The 16,513-nt window shown below is 49.2% G+C and carries 12 protein-coding genes and 1 pseudogene; 9 read left to right on the forward strand and 4 right to left on the reverse strand.

Annotation, left to right across the window (positions count from 1 at the left end; all coding sequences use genetic code 11):
- A pseudogene (locus tag C7B16_RS25625) lies at positions 1-127 on the forward strand (cellulose synthase); the annotation flags it as partial.
- 142 nt (positions 128-269) lie between these two features.
- On the opposite strand, the gene pflA reads toward C7B16_RS25625, so the two are convergent.
- The 4 genes from pflA to ycaO all read right to left on the reverse strand — a co-directional run bounded on the left by pflA (position 270) and on the right by ycaO (position 6,563).
- Complete coding sequence (gene pflA, locus C7B16_RS12705; protein WP_000111043.1) at positions 270-1,010, reverse strand: pyruvate formate lyase 1-activating protein; 741 nt, start codon at positions 1,008-1,010, stop codon at positions 270-272.
- 191 nt (positions 1,011-1,201) lie between these two features.
- Positions 1,202-3,484 (reverse strand): formate C-acetyltransferase, encoded by a 2,283-nt coding sequence (gene pflB / locus C7B16_RS12710; protein ID WP_001292821.1) that lies wholly within the window; start codon positions 3,482-3,484, stop codon positions 1,202-1,204.
- A gap of 54 nt (positions 3,485-3,538) precedes the next feature.
- On the reverse strand, positions 3,539-4,396 hold the full coding sequence (gene focA / locus C7B16_RS12715; protein WP_000642551.1) for a formate transporter FocA: 858 nt from the start codon (positions 4,394-4,396) through the stop codon (positions 3,539-3,541).
- 406 nt (positions 4,397-4,802) lie between these two features.
- On the reverse strand, positions 4,803-6,563 hold the full coding sequence (ycaO, locus tag C7B16_RS12720; protein ID WP_001516111.1) for a 30S ribosomal protein S12 methylthiotransferase accessory factor YcaO: 1,761 nt from the start codon (positions 6,561-6,563) through the stop codon (positions 4,803-4,805).
- Between the two features lie 129 nt (positions 6,564-6,692).
- Between ycaO and C7B16_RS12725 the strand changes: the two genes are divergently transcribed.
- The 8 genes from C7B16_RS12725 (at position 6,693) to C7B16_RS12760 (ending at position 16,513) form a co-directional block, all read left to right on the forward strand.
- Positions 6,693-7,385 (forward strand): DUF421 domain-containing protein, encoded by a 693-nt coding sequence (locus C7B16_RS12725; RefSeq protein WP_000642842.1) that lies wholly within the window; start codon positions 6,693-6,695, stop codon positions 7,383-7,385.
- Positions 7,386-7,582: 197 nt separating this feature from the next.
- Complete coding sequence (serC, locus tag C7B16_RS12730) at positions 7,583-8,671, forward strand: 3-phosphoserine/phosphohydroxythreonine transaminase (RefSeq protein WP_000057146.1); 1,089 nt, start codon at positions 7,583-7,585, stop codon at positions 8,669-8,671.
- Positions 8,672-8,742: 71 nt separating this feature from the next.
- Positions 8,743-10,026 (forward strand): 3-phosphoshikimate 1-carboxyvinyltransferase, encoded by a 1,284-nt coding sequence (gene aroA / locus C7B16_RS12735; protein WP_000445220.1) that lies wholly within the window; start codon positions 8,743-8,745, stop codon positions 10,024-10,026.
- A 168-nt stretch (positions 10,027-10,194) separates the two neighbouring features.
- Positions 10,195-10,959 carry a metallopeptidase YcaL gene (ycaL, locus tag C7B16_RS12740; RefSeq protein ID WP_001516112.1) on the forward strand — a complete coding sequence of 255 codons (765 nt, stop codon included), beginning with the start codon at positions 10,195-10,197 and terminating at the stop codon, positions 10,957-10,959.
- Between the two features lie 172 nt (positions 10,960-11,131).
- On the forward strand, positions 11,132-11,815 hold the full coding sequence (cmk, locus tag C7B16_RS12745) for a (d)CMP kinase (protein WP_107179773.1): 684 nt from the start codon (positions 11,132-11,134) through the stop codon (positions 11,813-11,815).
- Positions 11,816-11,925: 110 nt separating this feature from the next.
- A complete protein-coding gene (gene rpsA, locus C7B16_RS12750; RefSeq protein ID WP_000140327.1) occupies positions 11,926-13,599 on the forward strand; it encodes a 30S ribosomal protein S1 in 1,674 nt (557 codons plus the stop codon).
- A gap of 159 nt (positions 13,600-13,758) precedes the next feature.
- Positions 13,759-14,043, forward strand: a complete 285-nt coding sequence (ihfB, locus tag C7B16_RS12755) for an integration host factor subunit beta (protein WP_000167336.1) — start codon at positions 13,759-13,761, stop codon at positions 14,041-14,043.
- 205 nt (positions 14,044-14,248) lie between these two features.
- A complete protein-coding gene (locus C7B16_RS12760) occupies positions 14,249-16,513 on the forward strand; it encodes a ComEC family protein (RefSeq protein ID WP_107179774.1) in 2,265 nt (754 codons plus the stop codon).

Here is a 16,513-nt window from a genome sequence, read left to right on the forward strand (position 1 = left end):
CGATATCCAGCAGGCGAAAGATTATGCGCCCAGCCATTTCCTGCTCTATGTACGGTATTCCGCCGCCGGATGGCAGGGCGACATGGATTTACCGCCGCAGCCGCTGATACCTTACGCCGACTGGTAACGAGCTAGAATCAGAAGATTACGACGCGGAAATTAAGTCGAGCAAGCCAGCGTTGAGAATGCTCCTAACGCTGGCTTACTGATTATCACTAACAGGAGGGGAGCCAAAATTGCAGGGCGAAATTCAACCTGCACGTGATGTTTTAGAACATCACTTTATGACCATACTGCTCAAGAATGCCTTTCACGCGCTCCATGGTCTCTTTCTTCGGTGGTTTCACGCCATCGAGTTTGTACTCTTCGCCCATCGCCACCCATTTGTGTTTGCCCAGCTCATGGTAGGGGAGGAGTTCGATTTTTTCGACGTTACCCATATCACGGGTAAATTCACCAAGACGGTGGGCGGAATCGTCGTCGTCAGACCAGCCAGGTACTACGACATAACGGATCCAGACTTTCACATTTTTGTTCGCCAGATATTTGGCAAACTCCAGCGTTCGGTGGTTGGAAACGCCTACCAGATTTTGGTGGATCTCGTCGTTCATTTGTTTGAGATCAAGCATTACCAGGTCGGTTACTTCCAGCAGTTCATCAATCACCGGATCGTAACGACGAACAAAACCGTTGGTGTCCAGACAGGTATGAATGCCTTCTTTTTTGCAGGCGCGGAACCAGTCACGAACAAACTCAGCTTGCAGAATTGCTTCGCCGCCAGATGCGGTAACGCCGCCACCTGAAGCGTTCATAAAGTGGCGATAGGTCACCACCTCTTTCATTAAATCTTCAACGGTAACTTCTTTACCGCCATGCGTGTCCCAGGTGTCGCGGTTATGACAATACAGGCAGCGCATCAGGCAGCCCTGGAAAAAGGTGATAAAGCGAATACCCGGGCCGTCTACGGTTCCACAGGATTCAAAGGAGTGAATGCGACCAATAACTGACATTGCGGTGTTTCTCCAGATGTGGCCCATCTGAGGCCGTGTTGGTGCGCAGCTCGAAGGCTACGTCGAGTCTGTTTTGGCAGTCACCTTAAAGTATAGATAGCTGACAAAAAAGGCTCTCTTGCTAAAAAAGGCCCCACTTTCGTGGAGCCTTTATTGTACGCTTTTTACAGTACGATTTCAGTCAAATCTAATTACATAGATTGAGTGAAGGTACGAGTAATAACGTCCTGCTGCTGTTCTTTAGTCAGCGAGTTGAAACGTACTGCGTAGCCAGATACACGGATGGTCAACTGCGGATATTTTTCCGGGTTTTCCATTGCGTCGAGCAGCATTTCACGGTTCATCACGTTTACGTTCAGGTGCTGACCACCTTCGATGGACGCTTCGTGGTGGAAGTAACCATCCATCAGACCAGCCAGGTTGGTCTTACGAACTTCGTCGTCTTTACCCAGTGCGTTCGGAACGATAGAGAAGGTGTAAGAGATACCATCTTTAGCGTAAGCGAACGGCAGTTTAGCAACGGAAGTCAGAGAAGCTACAGCACCTTTCTGGTCACGACCGTGCATCGGGTTAGCACCCGGTCCGAACGGTGCGCCAGCACGACGACCGTCTGGGGTGTTACCGGTTTTCTTACCATACACAACGTTAGAAGTGATGGTCAGAACAGACTGAGTCGGGATAGCGTCACGGTAGGTGTGCAGTTTCTGAATTTTCTTCATGAAACGTTCTACCAGATCAACAGCCAGGTCATCTACACGCGGATCGTTGTTACCAAACTGCGGGTATTCGCCTTCGATTTCGAAGTCGATAGCCAGACCGTCTTCGTCACGAATCGGTTTAACTTTCGCATATTTGATTGCAGACAGGGAGTCAGCAGCAACGGACAGACCAGCGATACCACACGCCATGGTGCGGATAACGTCACGGTCGTGCAGCGCCATCAGAGCGGCTTCGTAGCTGTACTTGTCGTGCATGTAGTGGATGATGTTCAGTGCAGTGATGTACTGTTTAGCCAGCCAGTCCATGAAGTGATCCATGCGCTCCATCACTTCATCGTAGTTCAGGACGTCGCCTTTGATCGGTTCAGATTTCGGACCAACCTGCATTTTCAGTTTTTCGTCAACGCCGCCGTTGATTGCGTACAGCATGGTTTTCGCCAGGTTTGCACGCGCACCGAAGAACTGCATTTGTTTACCAACGATCATCGGGCTTACGCAGCAAGCGATAGCATAGTCATCGTTGTTGAAGTCCGGACGCATCAGGTCATCGTTCTCATACTGCAGAGAAGAGGTGTCGATGGACACTTTAGCGGCGAATTTCTTGAAGTTCAGCGGCAGTTTTTCAGACCACAGAATGGTCATGTTCGGTTCCGGAGACGGACCCATGGTGTACAGGGTGTTCAGGAAACGGAAGCTGTTTTTGGTAACCAGCGTACGACCGTCGAGACCCATACCACCGATAGATTCGGTTGCCCAGATCGGGTCACCAGAGAACAGTTCATCGTACTCCGGAGTACGCAGGAAGCGAACCATACGCAGTTTCATGACCAGGTGGTCAACCATTTCCTGCGCTTCTTGTTCGGTGATTTTACCAGCTTTCAGGTCACGTTCGATGTACACGTCCAGGAAGGTGGAGGTACGACCGAAGGACATTGCAGCACCGTTCTGAGACTTAACAGCAGCCAGGTAGCCGAAGTAAGTCCACTGGATAGCTTCCTGAGCATTGGTAGCCGGACCAGAGATGTCGTAGCCGTATTTAGCAGCCATTTCTTTCATCTGACCCAGAGCGCGGTGCTGTTCAGCGATTTCTTCGCGCAGACGAATGGTCTGTTCCAGGTTTACGCCGTTTTCCAGATCAGCCTGCAGAGAGGTGAACTGTGCCAGTTTATCTTTCATCAGGTAGTCGATACCGTACAGCGCAACGCGACGGTAGTCACCGATGATACGACCACGGCCATAAGCATCTGGCAGACCGGTCAGAACACCGGATTTACGGCAACGCAGGATGTCCGGAGTGTAAACGTCGAACACGCCCTGGTTGTGAGTTTTACGGTATTCAGTGAAGATTTTTTTGATCATCGGATCCAGTTCGCGGTTGTACGCTTTGCAGGAACCTTCGATCATTTTGATACCACCGAACGGGATAAGAGCACGTTTCAGCGGAGCTTCAGTCTGCAGACCAACGATTTTCTCAAGCTGCTTGTTGATGTAGCCAGCGTCGTGAGAGGTGATGGTGGAAGCAACAGCGGTGTCAAAGTCAACTGGCGCGTGAGTGCGGTTTTCCAGTTTAACGCCTTCCATTACTTTGTCCCACAGGGTAGTGGTCGCTTCAGTAGCGCCAGCCAGGAAGGACTCGTCACCCTCGTACGGAGTGTAGTTTTTCTGAATGAAGTCACGGACGTTTACTTCATTCTGCCAGTCACCTTTGGTAAAACCTTCCCAGGCTGTGGCTAACTTTTCATTAAGCTCGGACATGTAACACCTACCTTCTTAAGTGGATTTTTTATTTACTGCGTACTTCGACAGCCATTAATGGTTGTCGTTTTCACGCAGGTAAATGACCCAGTATGTCAACCCAACCAACAAACCACCGCCGATAATATTGCCGATCGTAACCGGAATCAGGTTATCAGTGATGAAGTTCATCACGGTCAGGTGAGAAAAATTTTCCGGTGCTGAACCGACAGCGGTCCAGAATTCCGGTGTAGCGAAGTCGCGGATTACAATACCCATCGGGATCATAAACATGTTTGCGATACTGTGCTCAAAACCGCTGGCAACAAACATCGCGACCGGCAGCACCATGATAAACGCTTTGTCCATCAGGCTGCGGCCAGAATAGCTCATCCATACCGCCAGGCATACCATCAGGTTAGCCAGGATACCGAGGCAGACGGCCTCAATAAAAGTATGGTGCACTTTGTGGTCGGCGGTTTGTAGGACGTTCAGCCCCCATTGACCATTGGCGGTCATATACTCGCCGGAAAGCCACATTAAAAGTACAAATAACAACGCGCCGACCAGGTTGCCAAAATAGACATTCAGCCAGTTTTTCGCCAACTGGCCCCAGGTGATACGCCCACTCGCCTTGGCAACAACAATCAACACGGTAGAAGTAAAGAGATCGGCACCGCAGACAACACAAAGAATCAGCCCCAGAGAGAAGCAAATGCCGCCAACCAGTTTTGCCATGCCGAAGGGCATTGTGCCTGTGCCAGTGGTTGCTGTGATATAGAAGACGAATGCGATTGAGATGAAAACACCGGCGGTAATCGCCAGATAGAAAGTCTTAAGCGGATGTTTCGTTGCTTTATAGACACCTGCCTCTTCGGCCACTTTGGCCATTGCTGCAGGAAGTAAAAGATCAAAAGGGTTGTCAGCTTTCACACTAACTCTCTCTTTATTAAGTCGGCGACGAGATACTAACAAAGCATTATAGATGAGAAATTGATATAGATCATATCTCGCCTGGCTTATAGGCCCGTAAGTCGCATGGTTTTTATGCAAACACGGAGTAAGTATTTGATTATCCAAATAAAAATAAATTTTAAAAATTAACAAATGAGTTGAATTTTTTCCGCATCCTCCGCTAAAACAGTTAATTAAAAGGGGGGCATCAGGCAAATAAAGTAACAATATCGATCGTATTTATTAAATATAAATTACCGATATTTAACTTTATAATTACAATTATTTTATTAATGCAAATATATGTAAAGCGGGGCATTAAAAAAACGCCCCGTAATATAACTCAGACTAATCATTAAGCCTACATTGCGTAGGCTATTTGATTTTATTTTGTCCAGAATGCCGCTTTGGCGTGTTGCAGTTTTTCGTAAGCTTTCAGCAGTGACTGATGTGCGGCAAACGCATGTAGATCGTTGTCTACCGGTTGCAGGCCATAAAACGCGGCTTCGCCACTCATGGCTGCGCTGGCAGCTTCTACCGCATCAGCACCGTACATGCGAACAAACGCGTTCAGATATTGCAGTGGCTGACGATCTTCTTCCTGAGCAAGCAGCAGTAAGGTTTGCAGGCAGCGATAATAGTTCGCGCGCTCCGGGCTGAACACCGATGAGTTAAACTCCATCGTCCATTCGGTCCAGACCAGAGCCTGTTCCAGGTCGCCACCAGCCAGCGCCAGCATGGCTTTCAGTTCACCGATACGCAGGGTATACCAGCCGTTGTCCGACCCCGTTGCCAGACCCAGCAGCTCACGTACGCGGGTAAAATCGTCAAAACCTTCTTCATCCAGTTGCTCGATGAGGTTCAGGTAATCTTCTTTTTCCCATTCACTGCCTGGCAGCGACAGAATCGTTTCTCGTAAATGGCTGCCCATACTGTTATTCGCCATCCACAAATCTTCTGCCGGATAAATATCGGACATGCCCGGCACGATAATACGGCAAGCGTAGACACCCAGATGCTCATAATCAGCAATATAAACGTCTTTACCTTCCTTATTGAAGATAGCCATCAGCGTGGCGAACTCTTCTTCAGTGGTGCCGGAGAAATTCCAGTCGACAAACGGATAATCGGCATCCTGCTTGAACAGATCCCAGGAGATCAAACCGCTGGAATCAATAAAGTGCGTTTCGAGGTTGGTATGTTCAGCTACTTCTTCATCGTCGAAGGTTGGCGGAGTAAATACATCCAGGTCCTTCAAACTGCGGCCCTGCAGCAGTTCAGTCACGGTACGTTCCAGTGCAACGCCAAAATCAGGATGTGCGCCGAAAGAGGCAAAGCAAGTGCCGTTAGCCGGGTTGAACAGTACCACGCAGATCACCGGATACTGACCGCCAAGCGAACCATCATAAGCAAAGATTGGGAAACCTTCCGCTTCCAGCGTTTCGATGGCTTCAACCACCGCCGGATAACGTGCCAGCACATCAGCCGGGATCTCTGGCAGGCTGATGCTTTCAGCGATGATGCGGTTTTTCACATAGCGTTCAAAAACTTCGGATAATCCCTGGACGCGCGCTTCGTTGCGGGTATTACCAGCGGACATACCGTTGGAAACATACAGGTTACCGATAATATTCATCGGAATATAAACGGTTTGATTGTCGGACTGGCGAGTAAACGGCAGGCCGCAAATACCGCGATCTTCATTACCGGATTGCAGATCAATCAGCATACTGCCGGTCAGTTCATTCTCCGGGTCGTAAAATGCCCTCAGACGGTCATCAAGCAGGCCTTCCGGCACATCGTCGTTTTCGGTCAGTGGGAACCATTTTTCGTTGGGATAATGCACGAACGGGCCGTTGGCGATGGTTTCGCCCAGCCAGAAATCAGCAAAAAAGTAGTTAGTAGAGAGACGCTCGAAATATTCACCGAGGGCAGAAGCCAGCGCCGCCTTTTTGGTTGCGCCTTTACCGTTGGTAAAACATAGCGCGCACTCTTTATCGCGGATGTGTACAGACCAGACGTTAGGCACCGGATTCAGCCAGGAAGCTTCTTCAATTTGAAAACCGAGGTCGGAGAGTTTTTGCTGGAAGCGAGCGATGGAATCTTCCAGAGCGGCATCTTTGCCGGGGATAAATGTTTGTGTCATGAAAATCACTTTAGTCGTACGGAAAGCGCGCAATAATACGGGTTTTATCTCAAAGGCGCTATCACCGCTGCCATGCCGATGAACTGTTGACTATGCTTTTAGTGGATAAACCACGATAAGAGCATAAAAATGAAGGCGTTCGATCTCCACCGTATGGCATTCGATAAAGTGCCTTTTGATTTCCTTGGCGAAGTTGCCCTACGCAGTCTCTATACCTTTGTGTTGGTCTTTCTGTTCCTCAAAATGACCGGAAGACGCGGCGTGCGGCAAATGTCGCTGTTTGAAGTGTTAATCATTTTGACACTAGGGTCGGCGGCTGGGGATGTGGCATTTTATGACGATGTGCCGATGATCCCGGTACTTATTGTCTTTATTACTCTGGCGTTGTTATATCGCCTGGTGATGTGGTCGATGGCGCACAGTGAAAAACTGGAAGATCTGTTGGAGGGTAAGCCGGTTGTCATTATTGAAGATGGTGAGCTGGCCTGGTCGAAACTTAATAACTCCAACATGACGGAATTTGAGTTTTTTATGGAGCTACGGTTGCGTGGTGTGGAACAACTGGGACAGGTTCGTCTGGCTATTCTTGAAACCAACGGGCAAATCAGCGTCTATTTCTTTGAAGATGAAAAGGTGAAACCAGGATTACTTATTTTACCCAGTGATTGTACTCAGCGTTATAAAGTGGTGCCGGAGTCGGCGGACTACGCCTGTATCCGTTGCAGTGAAATCATTCATATGGAAGCAGGTGAAAAACAATTATGTCCCCGCTGTGCAAATCCAGAATGGACGAAGGCAAGTCGGGTAAAACGGGTGACCTGACAGCAAAAACAGCGGCTTTTTGACTAGAATCCGAGATATTCTGTTGTGTGACGCGGGCCACATTTTTACCCGCAACAGTTTTACCCATTGCGACGCGCGTCACTGAATGATAAAACCGATAGTCACAGGAATAACGTATTACCCAGGGTCGCAATCGATTACCGTGGGTCAATAACAACGCAACGTGGTGAGGGGAAATGGCTCAAATCTTCAATTTTAGTTCTGGTCCGGCAATGCTACCGGCAGAGGTGCTTAAACAGGCTCAACAGGAACTGCGCGACTGGAACGGTCTTGGTACGTCGGTGATGGAAGTGAGCCACCGCGGCAAAGAATTCATTCAGGTTGCAGAGGAAGCCGAGAAGGATTTTCGCGATCTTCTTAACGTCCCCTCCAACTATAAAGTATTGTTCTGCCATGGTGGCGGTCGGGGTCAGTTTGCGGCTGTACCGCTGAATATTCTCGGTGATAAAACCACTGCAGATTATGTTGATGCCGGCTACTGGGCGGCAAGCGCCATCAAAGAAGCGAAAAAATACTGCACGCCAAATGTGTTTGACGCCAAAGTGACTGTTGATGGTTTGCGCGCGGTTAAGCCAATGCGTGAATGGCAACTCTCTGATAATGCTGCTTATATGCATTATTGCCCGAATGAAACTATCGATGGTATTGCCATCGATGAAACGCCAGACTTTGGTAAAGATGTGGTAGTCGCTGCCGATTTCTCTTCAACGATTCTTTCCCGCCCGATTGATGTCAGCCGCTACGGCGTGATTTACGCTGGCGCGCAGAAAAATATCGGCCCGGCTGGCCTGACGATCGTCATCGTTCGCGAAGACTTACTGGGTAAAGCGAATATCGCATGCCCGTCGATTCTGGATTACTCCATCCTTAACGATAACGATTCCATGTTTAATACGCCGCCGACCTTTGCCTGGTACTTATCTGGCCTGGTCTTCAAATGGCTGAAAGCGAACGGCGGTGTGGCTGCAATGGACAACATCAATCAGCAAAAAGCAGAACTGCTGTATGGCGTAATAGATAACAGCGATTTCTATCGTAATGATGTCGCAAAAGATAACCGTTCGCGGATGAATGTGCCGTTCCAGTTGGCGGACAGTGCGCTTGACAAGTTGTTCCTCGAAGAGTCTTTCGCTGCGGGCCTTCATGCGTTGAAAGGTCACCGTGTGGTCGGCGGAATGCGCGCGTCTATTTATAATGCTATGCCGCTGGAAGGTGTTAAAGCGCTGACAGACTTCATGGTTGAGTTCGAACGCCGTCACGGCTAATACCGAAATTTTGCTTAATCCCCCACAGCCAGACTGTGGGGTTTTTATTTCTGTTGTAGAGAGTTGAGTTCATGGAATCCCTGACGTTACAACCCATCGCCCGTGTTGATGGCACCATTAATCTGCCCGGTTCCAAGAGCGTTTCTAACCGCGCTTTATTGCTGGCGGCATTAGCACACGGCAAAACCGTATTAACCAATCTGCTGGATAGCGACGATGTTCGCCATATGCTGAATGCACTGCAGGCGTTGGGGGTGAGCTATACGCTTTCTGCTGATCGTACGCGTTGCGAAATTATCGGTAACGGCGGTCCATTACACGCAGAAAGTGCGCTGGAGTTATTTCTCGGTAATGCGGGGACAGCGATGCGTCCTCTGGCGGCGGCACTTTGTCTGGGAAGCAATAATATTGTCCTGACCGGTGAACCGCGTATGAAAGAACGCCCGATCGGTCATCTGGTCGATGCGCTGCGCCAGGGCGGGGCAAAAATCGCTTACCTGGAACAAGAAAATTATCCACCGTTGCGTTTACAGGGTGGTTTTACTGGCGGCAATGTCGAAGTTGATGGCTCTGTTTCCAGTCAGTTCCTCACCGCACTATTAATGACCGCACCGCTTGCGCCGGAAGATACGGTTATTCGGATTAAAGGTGATCTGGTTTCTAAACCTTATATCGATATCACGCTCAACCTGATGAAGACGTTTGGTGTTGAGATTGAAAATAAGCAATATCAACAATTTGTAGTAAAAGGCGGTCAATCTTATCAGTCACCGGGCCACTATTTAGTGGAAGGGGATGCATCCTCGGCGTCTTACTTTCTCGCTGCAGCAGCGATTAAAGGCGGTACGGTAAAAGTGACTGGCATTGGACGCAACAGTATGCAGGGTGATATTCGCTTTGCTGACGTACTGGAAAAAATGGGGGCGACCATTAGCTGGGGCGATGATTATATTGCCTGCACGCGTGGTGAACTGAACGCTATCGACATGGATATGAACCATATTCCCGATGCGGCGATGACTATCGCTACGACGGCGCTATTTGCTAAAGGCACTACCACGCTGCGCAATATTTATAACTGGCGCGTTAAAGAGACGGATCGTCTGTTTGCGATGGCGACCGAATTACGTAAGGTCGGCGCAGAAGTGGAAGAGGGATATGATTTCATTCGCATTACGCCGCCAGAAAAACTGAAATTTGCCGGGATCGCCACTTATAACGATCACCGAATGGCAATGTGTTTCTCGCTGGTAGCATTGTCAGATACGCCGGTGACGATTCTTGATCCTAAATGTACGGCTAAAACATTCCCGGATTACTTCGAGCAACTGGAACGTATTAGCCAACCAGCCTGAACGAATATCAGGCAATAAATAGACAGATCTTTCTTTATCAAAACGTCGGTTTATTGTCGGCGTTTTTTTTCGGACATTGTGAGCCATTCGTATTAATGGTAGCGTTAGTTGTCAATGTAAGTTGTTGATACATAATATTTATGTATGATTAATCAACGGATGATTCACATGAAGAATACTAAATTACTGCTGGCGATTGCGACCTCTGCAGCATTACTGACAGGGTGTCAGAATACGCACGGTATTAATACCGATCTGGCTATCAGCTCCGGTTTAAATGCCTATAAAGCCGTAACGTTAAGCGATGCCGATGCAAAAGCGATTGCCAATCAGGGTTGTGTCGAAATGGACAGCGGCAACAAAGTCGCTAGCAAATCCAGCAAGTACGGTAAACGTCTGGCAAAAATCGCCAAAGCATTGGGTAGCAATATTAACGGTACGCCGGTCAACTATAAGGTATATATGACCAGCGACGTTAACGCATGGGCGATGGCAAACGGCTGTGTTCGTGTCTACAGTGGCCTGATGGACATGATGAACGACAATGAAATTGAAGGTGTTCTGGGCCATGAATTGGGGCACGTTGCATTGGGTCACTCGCTGGCTGAAATGAAAGCCTCTTATGCGATTGTTGCCGCACGTGATGCGATTTCCGCAACCAGCGGTGTGGCTTCTCAGCTTTCCCGCTCACAATTAGGCGATATCGCAGAAGGCGCTATCAATGCTAAGTACTCCCGCGATAAAGAGTCCGAAGCAGATGATTTCTCCTTTGATCTGCTGAAGAAACGTGGCATCAACACCCAGGGACTGGTCGGTAGCTTTGAAAAACTGGCCAGCCTGGATGGCGGTCGTACCCAGTCTATGTTTGACTCTCATCCACCATCAACAGAGCGTGCACAACACATCCGTGACCGTATCGCCTCTGGTAAGTAAATCATTGTCATCTTTCGGGCTGGTCTTTCGCCAGCCCGCTATAATTGCGCAATAAATCCCCATCTGAATACAGACAAAACTGGTTTTTGCACACAACGTTAACGATTTGTGGCGCTGGCGCGTATAATGCGCGCGGTTATGTTAACGGTACGCCTGTTTTAAGGAGATAAAGATGACGGCAATTGCCCCGGTTATTACCATTGATGGCCCAAGCGGTGCAGGGAAAGGCACTTTGTGTAAGGCTATGGCGGAAGCGTTGCAATGGCATCTGCTGGACTCGGGTGCAATTTATCGCGTACTGGCACTGGCGGCATTACATCACCATGTTGATGTGGCGTCGGAAGATGCTCTGGTGCCACTGGCATCCCACCTGGATGTACGTTTTGTATCGACCAATGGCAATCTGGAAGTGATCCTCGAAGGGGAAGATGTCAGTGGTGAAATTCGCACCCAGGAAGTGGCGAATGCCGCTTCACAAGTCGCGGCATTTCCCCGTGTTCGCGAAGCATTATTGCGTCGCCAACGCGCATTTCGCGAATTACCTGGCCTGATTGCCGATGGCCGCGATATGGGAACGGTGGTATTCCCTGATGCACCAGTGAAAATTTTCCTTGACGCCTCCTCAGAAGAACGTGCACATCGCCGCATGCTACAGTTGCAGGAGAAGGGCTTTAGTGTTAACTTTGAGCGCCTTTTGGCCGAGCTCAAAGAACGCGACGACCGCGATCGTAATCGCGCGGTAGCGCCGTTGGTTCCGGCAGCCGATGCTTTAGTGTTGGATTCCACCTCCTTAAGCATTGAGCAAGTGATTGAAAAAGCGTTACACTACGCGCGCCAAAAATTGGCTCTCGCATAAGCGACCGAATTTGCAGTACCCCCGCTGCAATGGAATGACAGCGGGTATGTTAAACAACCCCATCCGGCACGGAGCCAGGTGGACGTTAAATATAAACCTGAAGATTAAACATGACTGAATCTTTTGCTCAACTCTTTGAAGAGTCCTTAAAAGAAATCGAAACCCGCCCGGGTTCTATCGTTCGTGGCGTTGTTGTTGCTATCGACAAAGATGTAGTACTGGTTGACGCTGGTCTGAAATCTGAGTCTGCCATCCCGGCTGAGCAGTTCAAAAACGCCCAGGGCGAGCTGGAAATCCAGGTAGGTGACGAAGTTGACGTTGCTCTGGACGCAGTAGAAGACGGCTTCGGTGAAACTCTGCTGTCCCGTGAGAAAGCTAAACGTCACGAAGCCTGGATCACGCTGGAAAAAGCTTACGAAGATGCTGAAACTGTTACCGGTGTTATCAACGGCAAAGTTAAGGGCGGCTTCACTGTTGAGCTGAACGGTATTCGTGCGTTCCTGCCAGGTTCTCTGGTAGATGTTCGTCCGGTGCGTGACACTCTGCACCTGGAAGGCAAAGAGCTTGAATTCAAAGTAATCAAGCTGGATCAGAAGCGCAACAACGTTGTTGTTTCTCGTCGTGCCGTTATCGAATCCGAAAACAGCGCAGAGCGCGATCAACTGCTGGAAAACCTGCAGGAAGGCATGGAAGTTAAAGGTATCGTTAAGAACCTCACTGACTACGGTGCATTCGTTGATCTGGGCGGCGTTGACGGCCTGCTGCACATCACTGACATGGCCTGGAAACGCGTTAAGCATCCGAGCGAAATCGTCAACGTGGGCGACGAAATCACTGTTAAAGTGCTGAAGTTCGACCGTGAACGTACCCGTGTATCCCTGGGCCTGAAACAACTGGGCGAAGATCCGTGGGTAGCTATCGCTAAACGTTATCCGGAAGGTACTAAACTGACTGGTCGCGTAACCAACCTGACCGACTACGGCTGCTTCGTTGAAATCGAAGAAGGCGTTGAAGGCCTGGTACACGTTTCCGAAATGGATTGGACCAACAAAAATATCCACCCGTCCAAAGTTGTTAACGTTGGCGATGTAGTGGAAGTTATGGTTCTGGATATCGACGAAGAACGTCGTCGTATCTCCCTGGGTCTGAAACAGTGCAAAGCTAACCCGTGGCAGCAGTTCGCGGAAACCCACAACAAGGGTGACCGTGTTGAAGGTAAAATCAAGTCTATCACTGACTTCGGTATCTTCATCGGCCTGGACGGCGGCATCGATGGCCTGGTTCACCTGTCTGACATCTCCTGGAACGTTGCAGGCGAAGAAGCAGTTCGTGAATACAAAAAAGGCGACGAAATCGCTGCAGTTGTTCTGCAGGTTGACGCAGAACGTGAACGTATCTCCCTGGGCGTTAAGCAGCTCGCAGAAGATCCGTTCAACAACTGGGTTGCTCTGAACAAGAAAGGCGCTATCGTAACCGGTAAAGTAACTGCAGTTGACGCTAAAGGCGCAACCGTAGAACTGGCTGACGGCGTTGAAGGTTACCTGCGTGCTTCTGAAGCATCCCGTGACCGCGTTGAAGATGCTACCCTGGTTCTGAGCGTTGGCGACGAAGTTGAAGCTAAATTCACTGGCGTTGATCGTAAAAACCGCGCAATCAGCCTGTCTGTTCGTGCGAAAGACGAAGCTGACGAGAAAGATGCAATCGCAACTGTTAACAAACAGGAAGATGCAAACTTCTCCAACAACGCAATGGCTGAAGCTTTCAAAGCAGCTAAAGGCGAGTAATTCTCTGACTCTTCGGGATTTTTATTCCGAAGTTTGTTGAGTTTACTTGACAGATTGCAGGTTTCGTCCTGTAATCAAGCACTAAGGGCGGCTACGGCCGCCCTTAATCAATGCAGCAACAGCAGCCGCTAAATTTGCCTTTAAGGAACCGGAGGAATCATGACCAAGTCAGAATTGATAGAAAGACTTGCCACCCAGCAATCGCACATTCCCGCCAAGACGGTTGAAGATGCAGTAAAAGAGATGCTGGAGCATATGGCCTCGACTCTTGCGCAGGGCGAGCGTATTGAAATCCGCGGTTTCGGCAGTTTCTCTTTGCACTACCGCGCACCTCGTACCGGACGTAATCCGAAAACTGGCGATAAAGTAGAACTGGAAGGAAAATACGTTCCTCACTTTAAACCAGGTAAAGAACTGCGCGATCGCGCCAATATTTACGGTTGAGTTTTTACACAAACTTGAACGCGAAAAAAGCACCTGTCGGGTGCTTTTTTCATTTCTGTAATCTGAATCTGGAAGATGTCTCGCAGAGTTGTGTACAGTTTTCATCTTCCTGTTAAATTCTTCTGAACGCGCCTCGGGTAAAGCAAAACACCCACCAGACAACTGCCGAACAAAGTTGCACACTTTCCAAAACAGGGAGGGGGGCATGAAAGTAACGACGATCAGCGTATGCGTAATTTGTGGGATTTTTCCACTGCTGGTATTACCGCAACTACCCGGGACGTTAGCCACTGCAGTTCTTACAACTTTCGCCTGCGTACTGGCATTTATTCCTGTTAAAGCTGTTCGTTATTTCACGCTGATATTGCTGTTTTTTCTTTGGGGCGTACTGGCGGCGAAGCAAGTTATGTGGGTAGGAGAAGCCTTAGCTGGTGCGACGCAGGATGCAATCGTCGAGATTACTGCCACTGATGGCATGACCACTCATTACGCTCAAATTACCCACTTACAAGGCCGACGTCTTTTCCCTGCGCCAGGCATCGTGCTGTATGGCGAATATCTGCCGCAAGCAGTTTGTGCCGGACAACAATGGTCAATGAAACTCAACGTTCGTGCGGTTCACGGCCAGCTTAATGATGGCGGCTTTGACAGCCAGCGTTATGCCATTGCCCAGCATCAGCCGCTCACCGGGCGCTTTCTGCAGGCAAGCGTCATTGAAGCGAGTTGTAGTCTGCGAGCGCAATATCTGGCCTCTTTACAAACGTCTCTGCAACCCTATCCGTGGAAAACGGTCATTCTTGGTTTAGGTATGGGTGAACGGTTATCTGTACCCAGAGAAATCAAAAATATTATGCGCAATACCGGTACAGCGCATTTAATGGCGATATCGGGATTACACATTGCTTTTGTGGCATTACTGGCGGCAGGGCTTATTCGCAGTGGGCAAATTTTCCTTCCTGGGCGTTGGATCCATTGGCAGATACCATTAATTGGCGGAATTTGCTGTGCTGCTTTTTATGCATGGTTGACTGGTATGCAACCTCCCGCATTGCGTACCGTAGTGGCGCTTGCAACGTGGGGAATGCTTAAGTTAAGTGGTCGACAATGGAGTAGCTGGGATGTGTGGATATGCTGCCTTGCAGTAATATTGCTGATGGACCCTGTTGCCATTCTCTCGCAAAGCTTGTGGCTCTCTGCCGCCGCGGTGGCGGCGCTTATTTTTTGGTATCAGTGGTTTCCCTGTCCGGTATGGTCGCTGCCACCTGCAGTGCGTGCGATGGTTTCTCTCATCCATCTGCAACTGGGAATAACGCTCCTGTTAATGCCTGTACAAATCGTCATATTTCATGGCATTAGCCTGACCTCGTTTATAGCAAATCTATTTGCCATTCCTTTAGTGACATTTATTACTGTTCCGTTGACGCTTGCCGCGATGATCGTGCATTTAAGCGGACCATTAATTGTGGAGCAAGGTTTATGGTTGCTTGCCGACAGGTCTTTGGCTTTACTTTTCTGGGGGTTAAAGAGTTTGCCGGAAGGATGGATCAACATTGCTGAACGTTGGCAATGGCTATCATTTTCTCCCTGGTTATTGTTGATAGTATGGCGACTAAACGTATGGCGAACACTGCCAGTGGTGTGTGTGGCTGGAGGCATTATGATGTGCTGGCCGCTGTGGCAAAAACCACAGCCCGACGAGTGGCAGGTGTATATGCTTGATGTCGGCCAGGGACTGGCAATGGTGATTGCGAGAAATGGCAAAGCGATTCTCTATGATACGGGACTTGCCTGGCCGGAGGGCGACAGCGGGCAACAAATTATCATCCCCTGGCTACGCTGGCATAACCTTGAACCGGAAGGCGTCATTCTTAGCCATGAGCATCTGGATCATCGGGGAGGACTGGACTCGATATTACGTACCTGGCCGACGTTATGGGTCAGAAGCCCTTTAAATGGGGAGCATCATCAGCCCTGTGTGCGTGGCGAAGCGTGGCAGTGGCAAGGATTACGTTTTAGTGTGCACTGGCCTTTACAAGGTAGCAACGATAAAGGAAATAACCATTCCTGTGTGGTTAAGGTTGATGACGGAATGTATAGCATTCTTTTAACTGGTGATATTGAAGCACTAGCTGAACAAAAAATGCTAAGTCGTTACTGGCAGCATGTGCAGGCGACATTACTTCAGGTGCCCCATCACGGTAGTAATACCTCATCATCATTGCCATTAATTCAGCGTGTGAATGGAAAAGTGGCACTGGCATCGGCATCGCGCTATAACGCGTGGCGACTACCCTCCAGTAAAATTAAAAGACGTTATCAACTTCAGGGATATCAATGGGTTGACACCCCTCATCAGGGGCAAATAACCGTCGATTTTTCAGCGCAAGGTTGGCTGGTACGCAGCCTAAGGGAGCAAATTTTACCTCGTTGGTATCATCAGTGGTTTGGCGTGCCAGTGGATAACGGGTAG

This window comes from Escherichia sp. 20412-1 (assembly GCF_003027595.1).
Taxonomy (GTDB): domain Bacteria; phylum Pseudomonadota; class Gammaproteobacteria; order Enterobacterales; family Enterobacteriaceae; genus Escherichia; species Escherichia marmotae.

Coding starts and splice junctions, on each gene's coding strand:
- C7B16_RS12725 (WP_000642842.1), top strand. CDS start 6,693: ATGAAGGCGTTCGATCTCCACCGTATGGCATTCGATAAAGTGCCTTTT.
- ihfB (WP_000167336.1), top strand. CDS start 13,759: ATGACCAAGTCAGAATTGATAGAAAGACTTGCCACCCAGCAATCGCAC.
- aroA (WP_000445220.1), top strand. CDS start 8,743: ATGGAATCCCTGACGTTACAACCCATCGCCCGTGTTGATGGCACCATT.
- ycaL (WP_001516112.1), top strand. CDS start 10,195: ATGAAGAATACTAAATTACTGCTGGCGATTGCGACCTCTGCAGCATTA.
- pflB (WP_001292821.1), bottom strand. CDS start 3,484: ATGTCCGAGCTTAATGAAAAGTTAGCCACAGCCTGGGAAGGTTTTACC.
- C7B16_RS12760 (WP_107179774.1), top strand. CDS start 14,249: ATGAAAGTAACGACGATCAGCGTATGCGTAATTTGTGGGATTTTTCCA.
- cmk (WP_107179773.1), top strand. CDS start 11,132: ATGACGGCAATTGCCCCGGTTATTACCATTGATGGCCCAAGCGGTGCA.
- ycaO (WP_001516111.1), bottom strand. CDS start 6,563: ATGACACAAACATTTATCCCCGGCAAAGATGCCGCTCTGGAAGATTCC.
- serC (WP_000057146.1), top strand. CDS start 7,583: ATGGCTCAAATCTTCAATTTTAGTTCTGGTCCGGCAATGCTACCGGCA.
- pflA (WP_000111043.1), bottom strand. CDS start 1,010: ATGTCAGTTATTGGTCGCATTCACTCCTTTGAATCCTGTGGAACCGTA.
- rpsA (WP_000140327.1), top strand. CDS start 11,926: ATGACTGAATCTTTTGCTCAACTCTTTGAAGAGTCCTTAAAAGAAATC.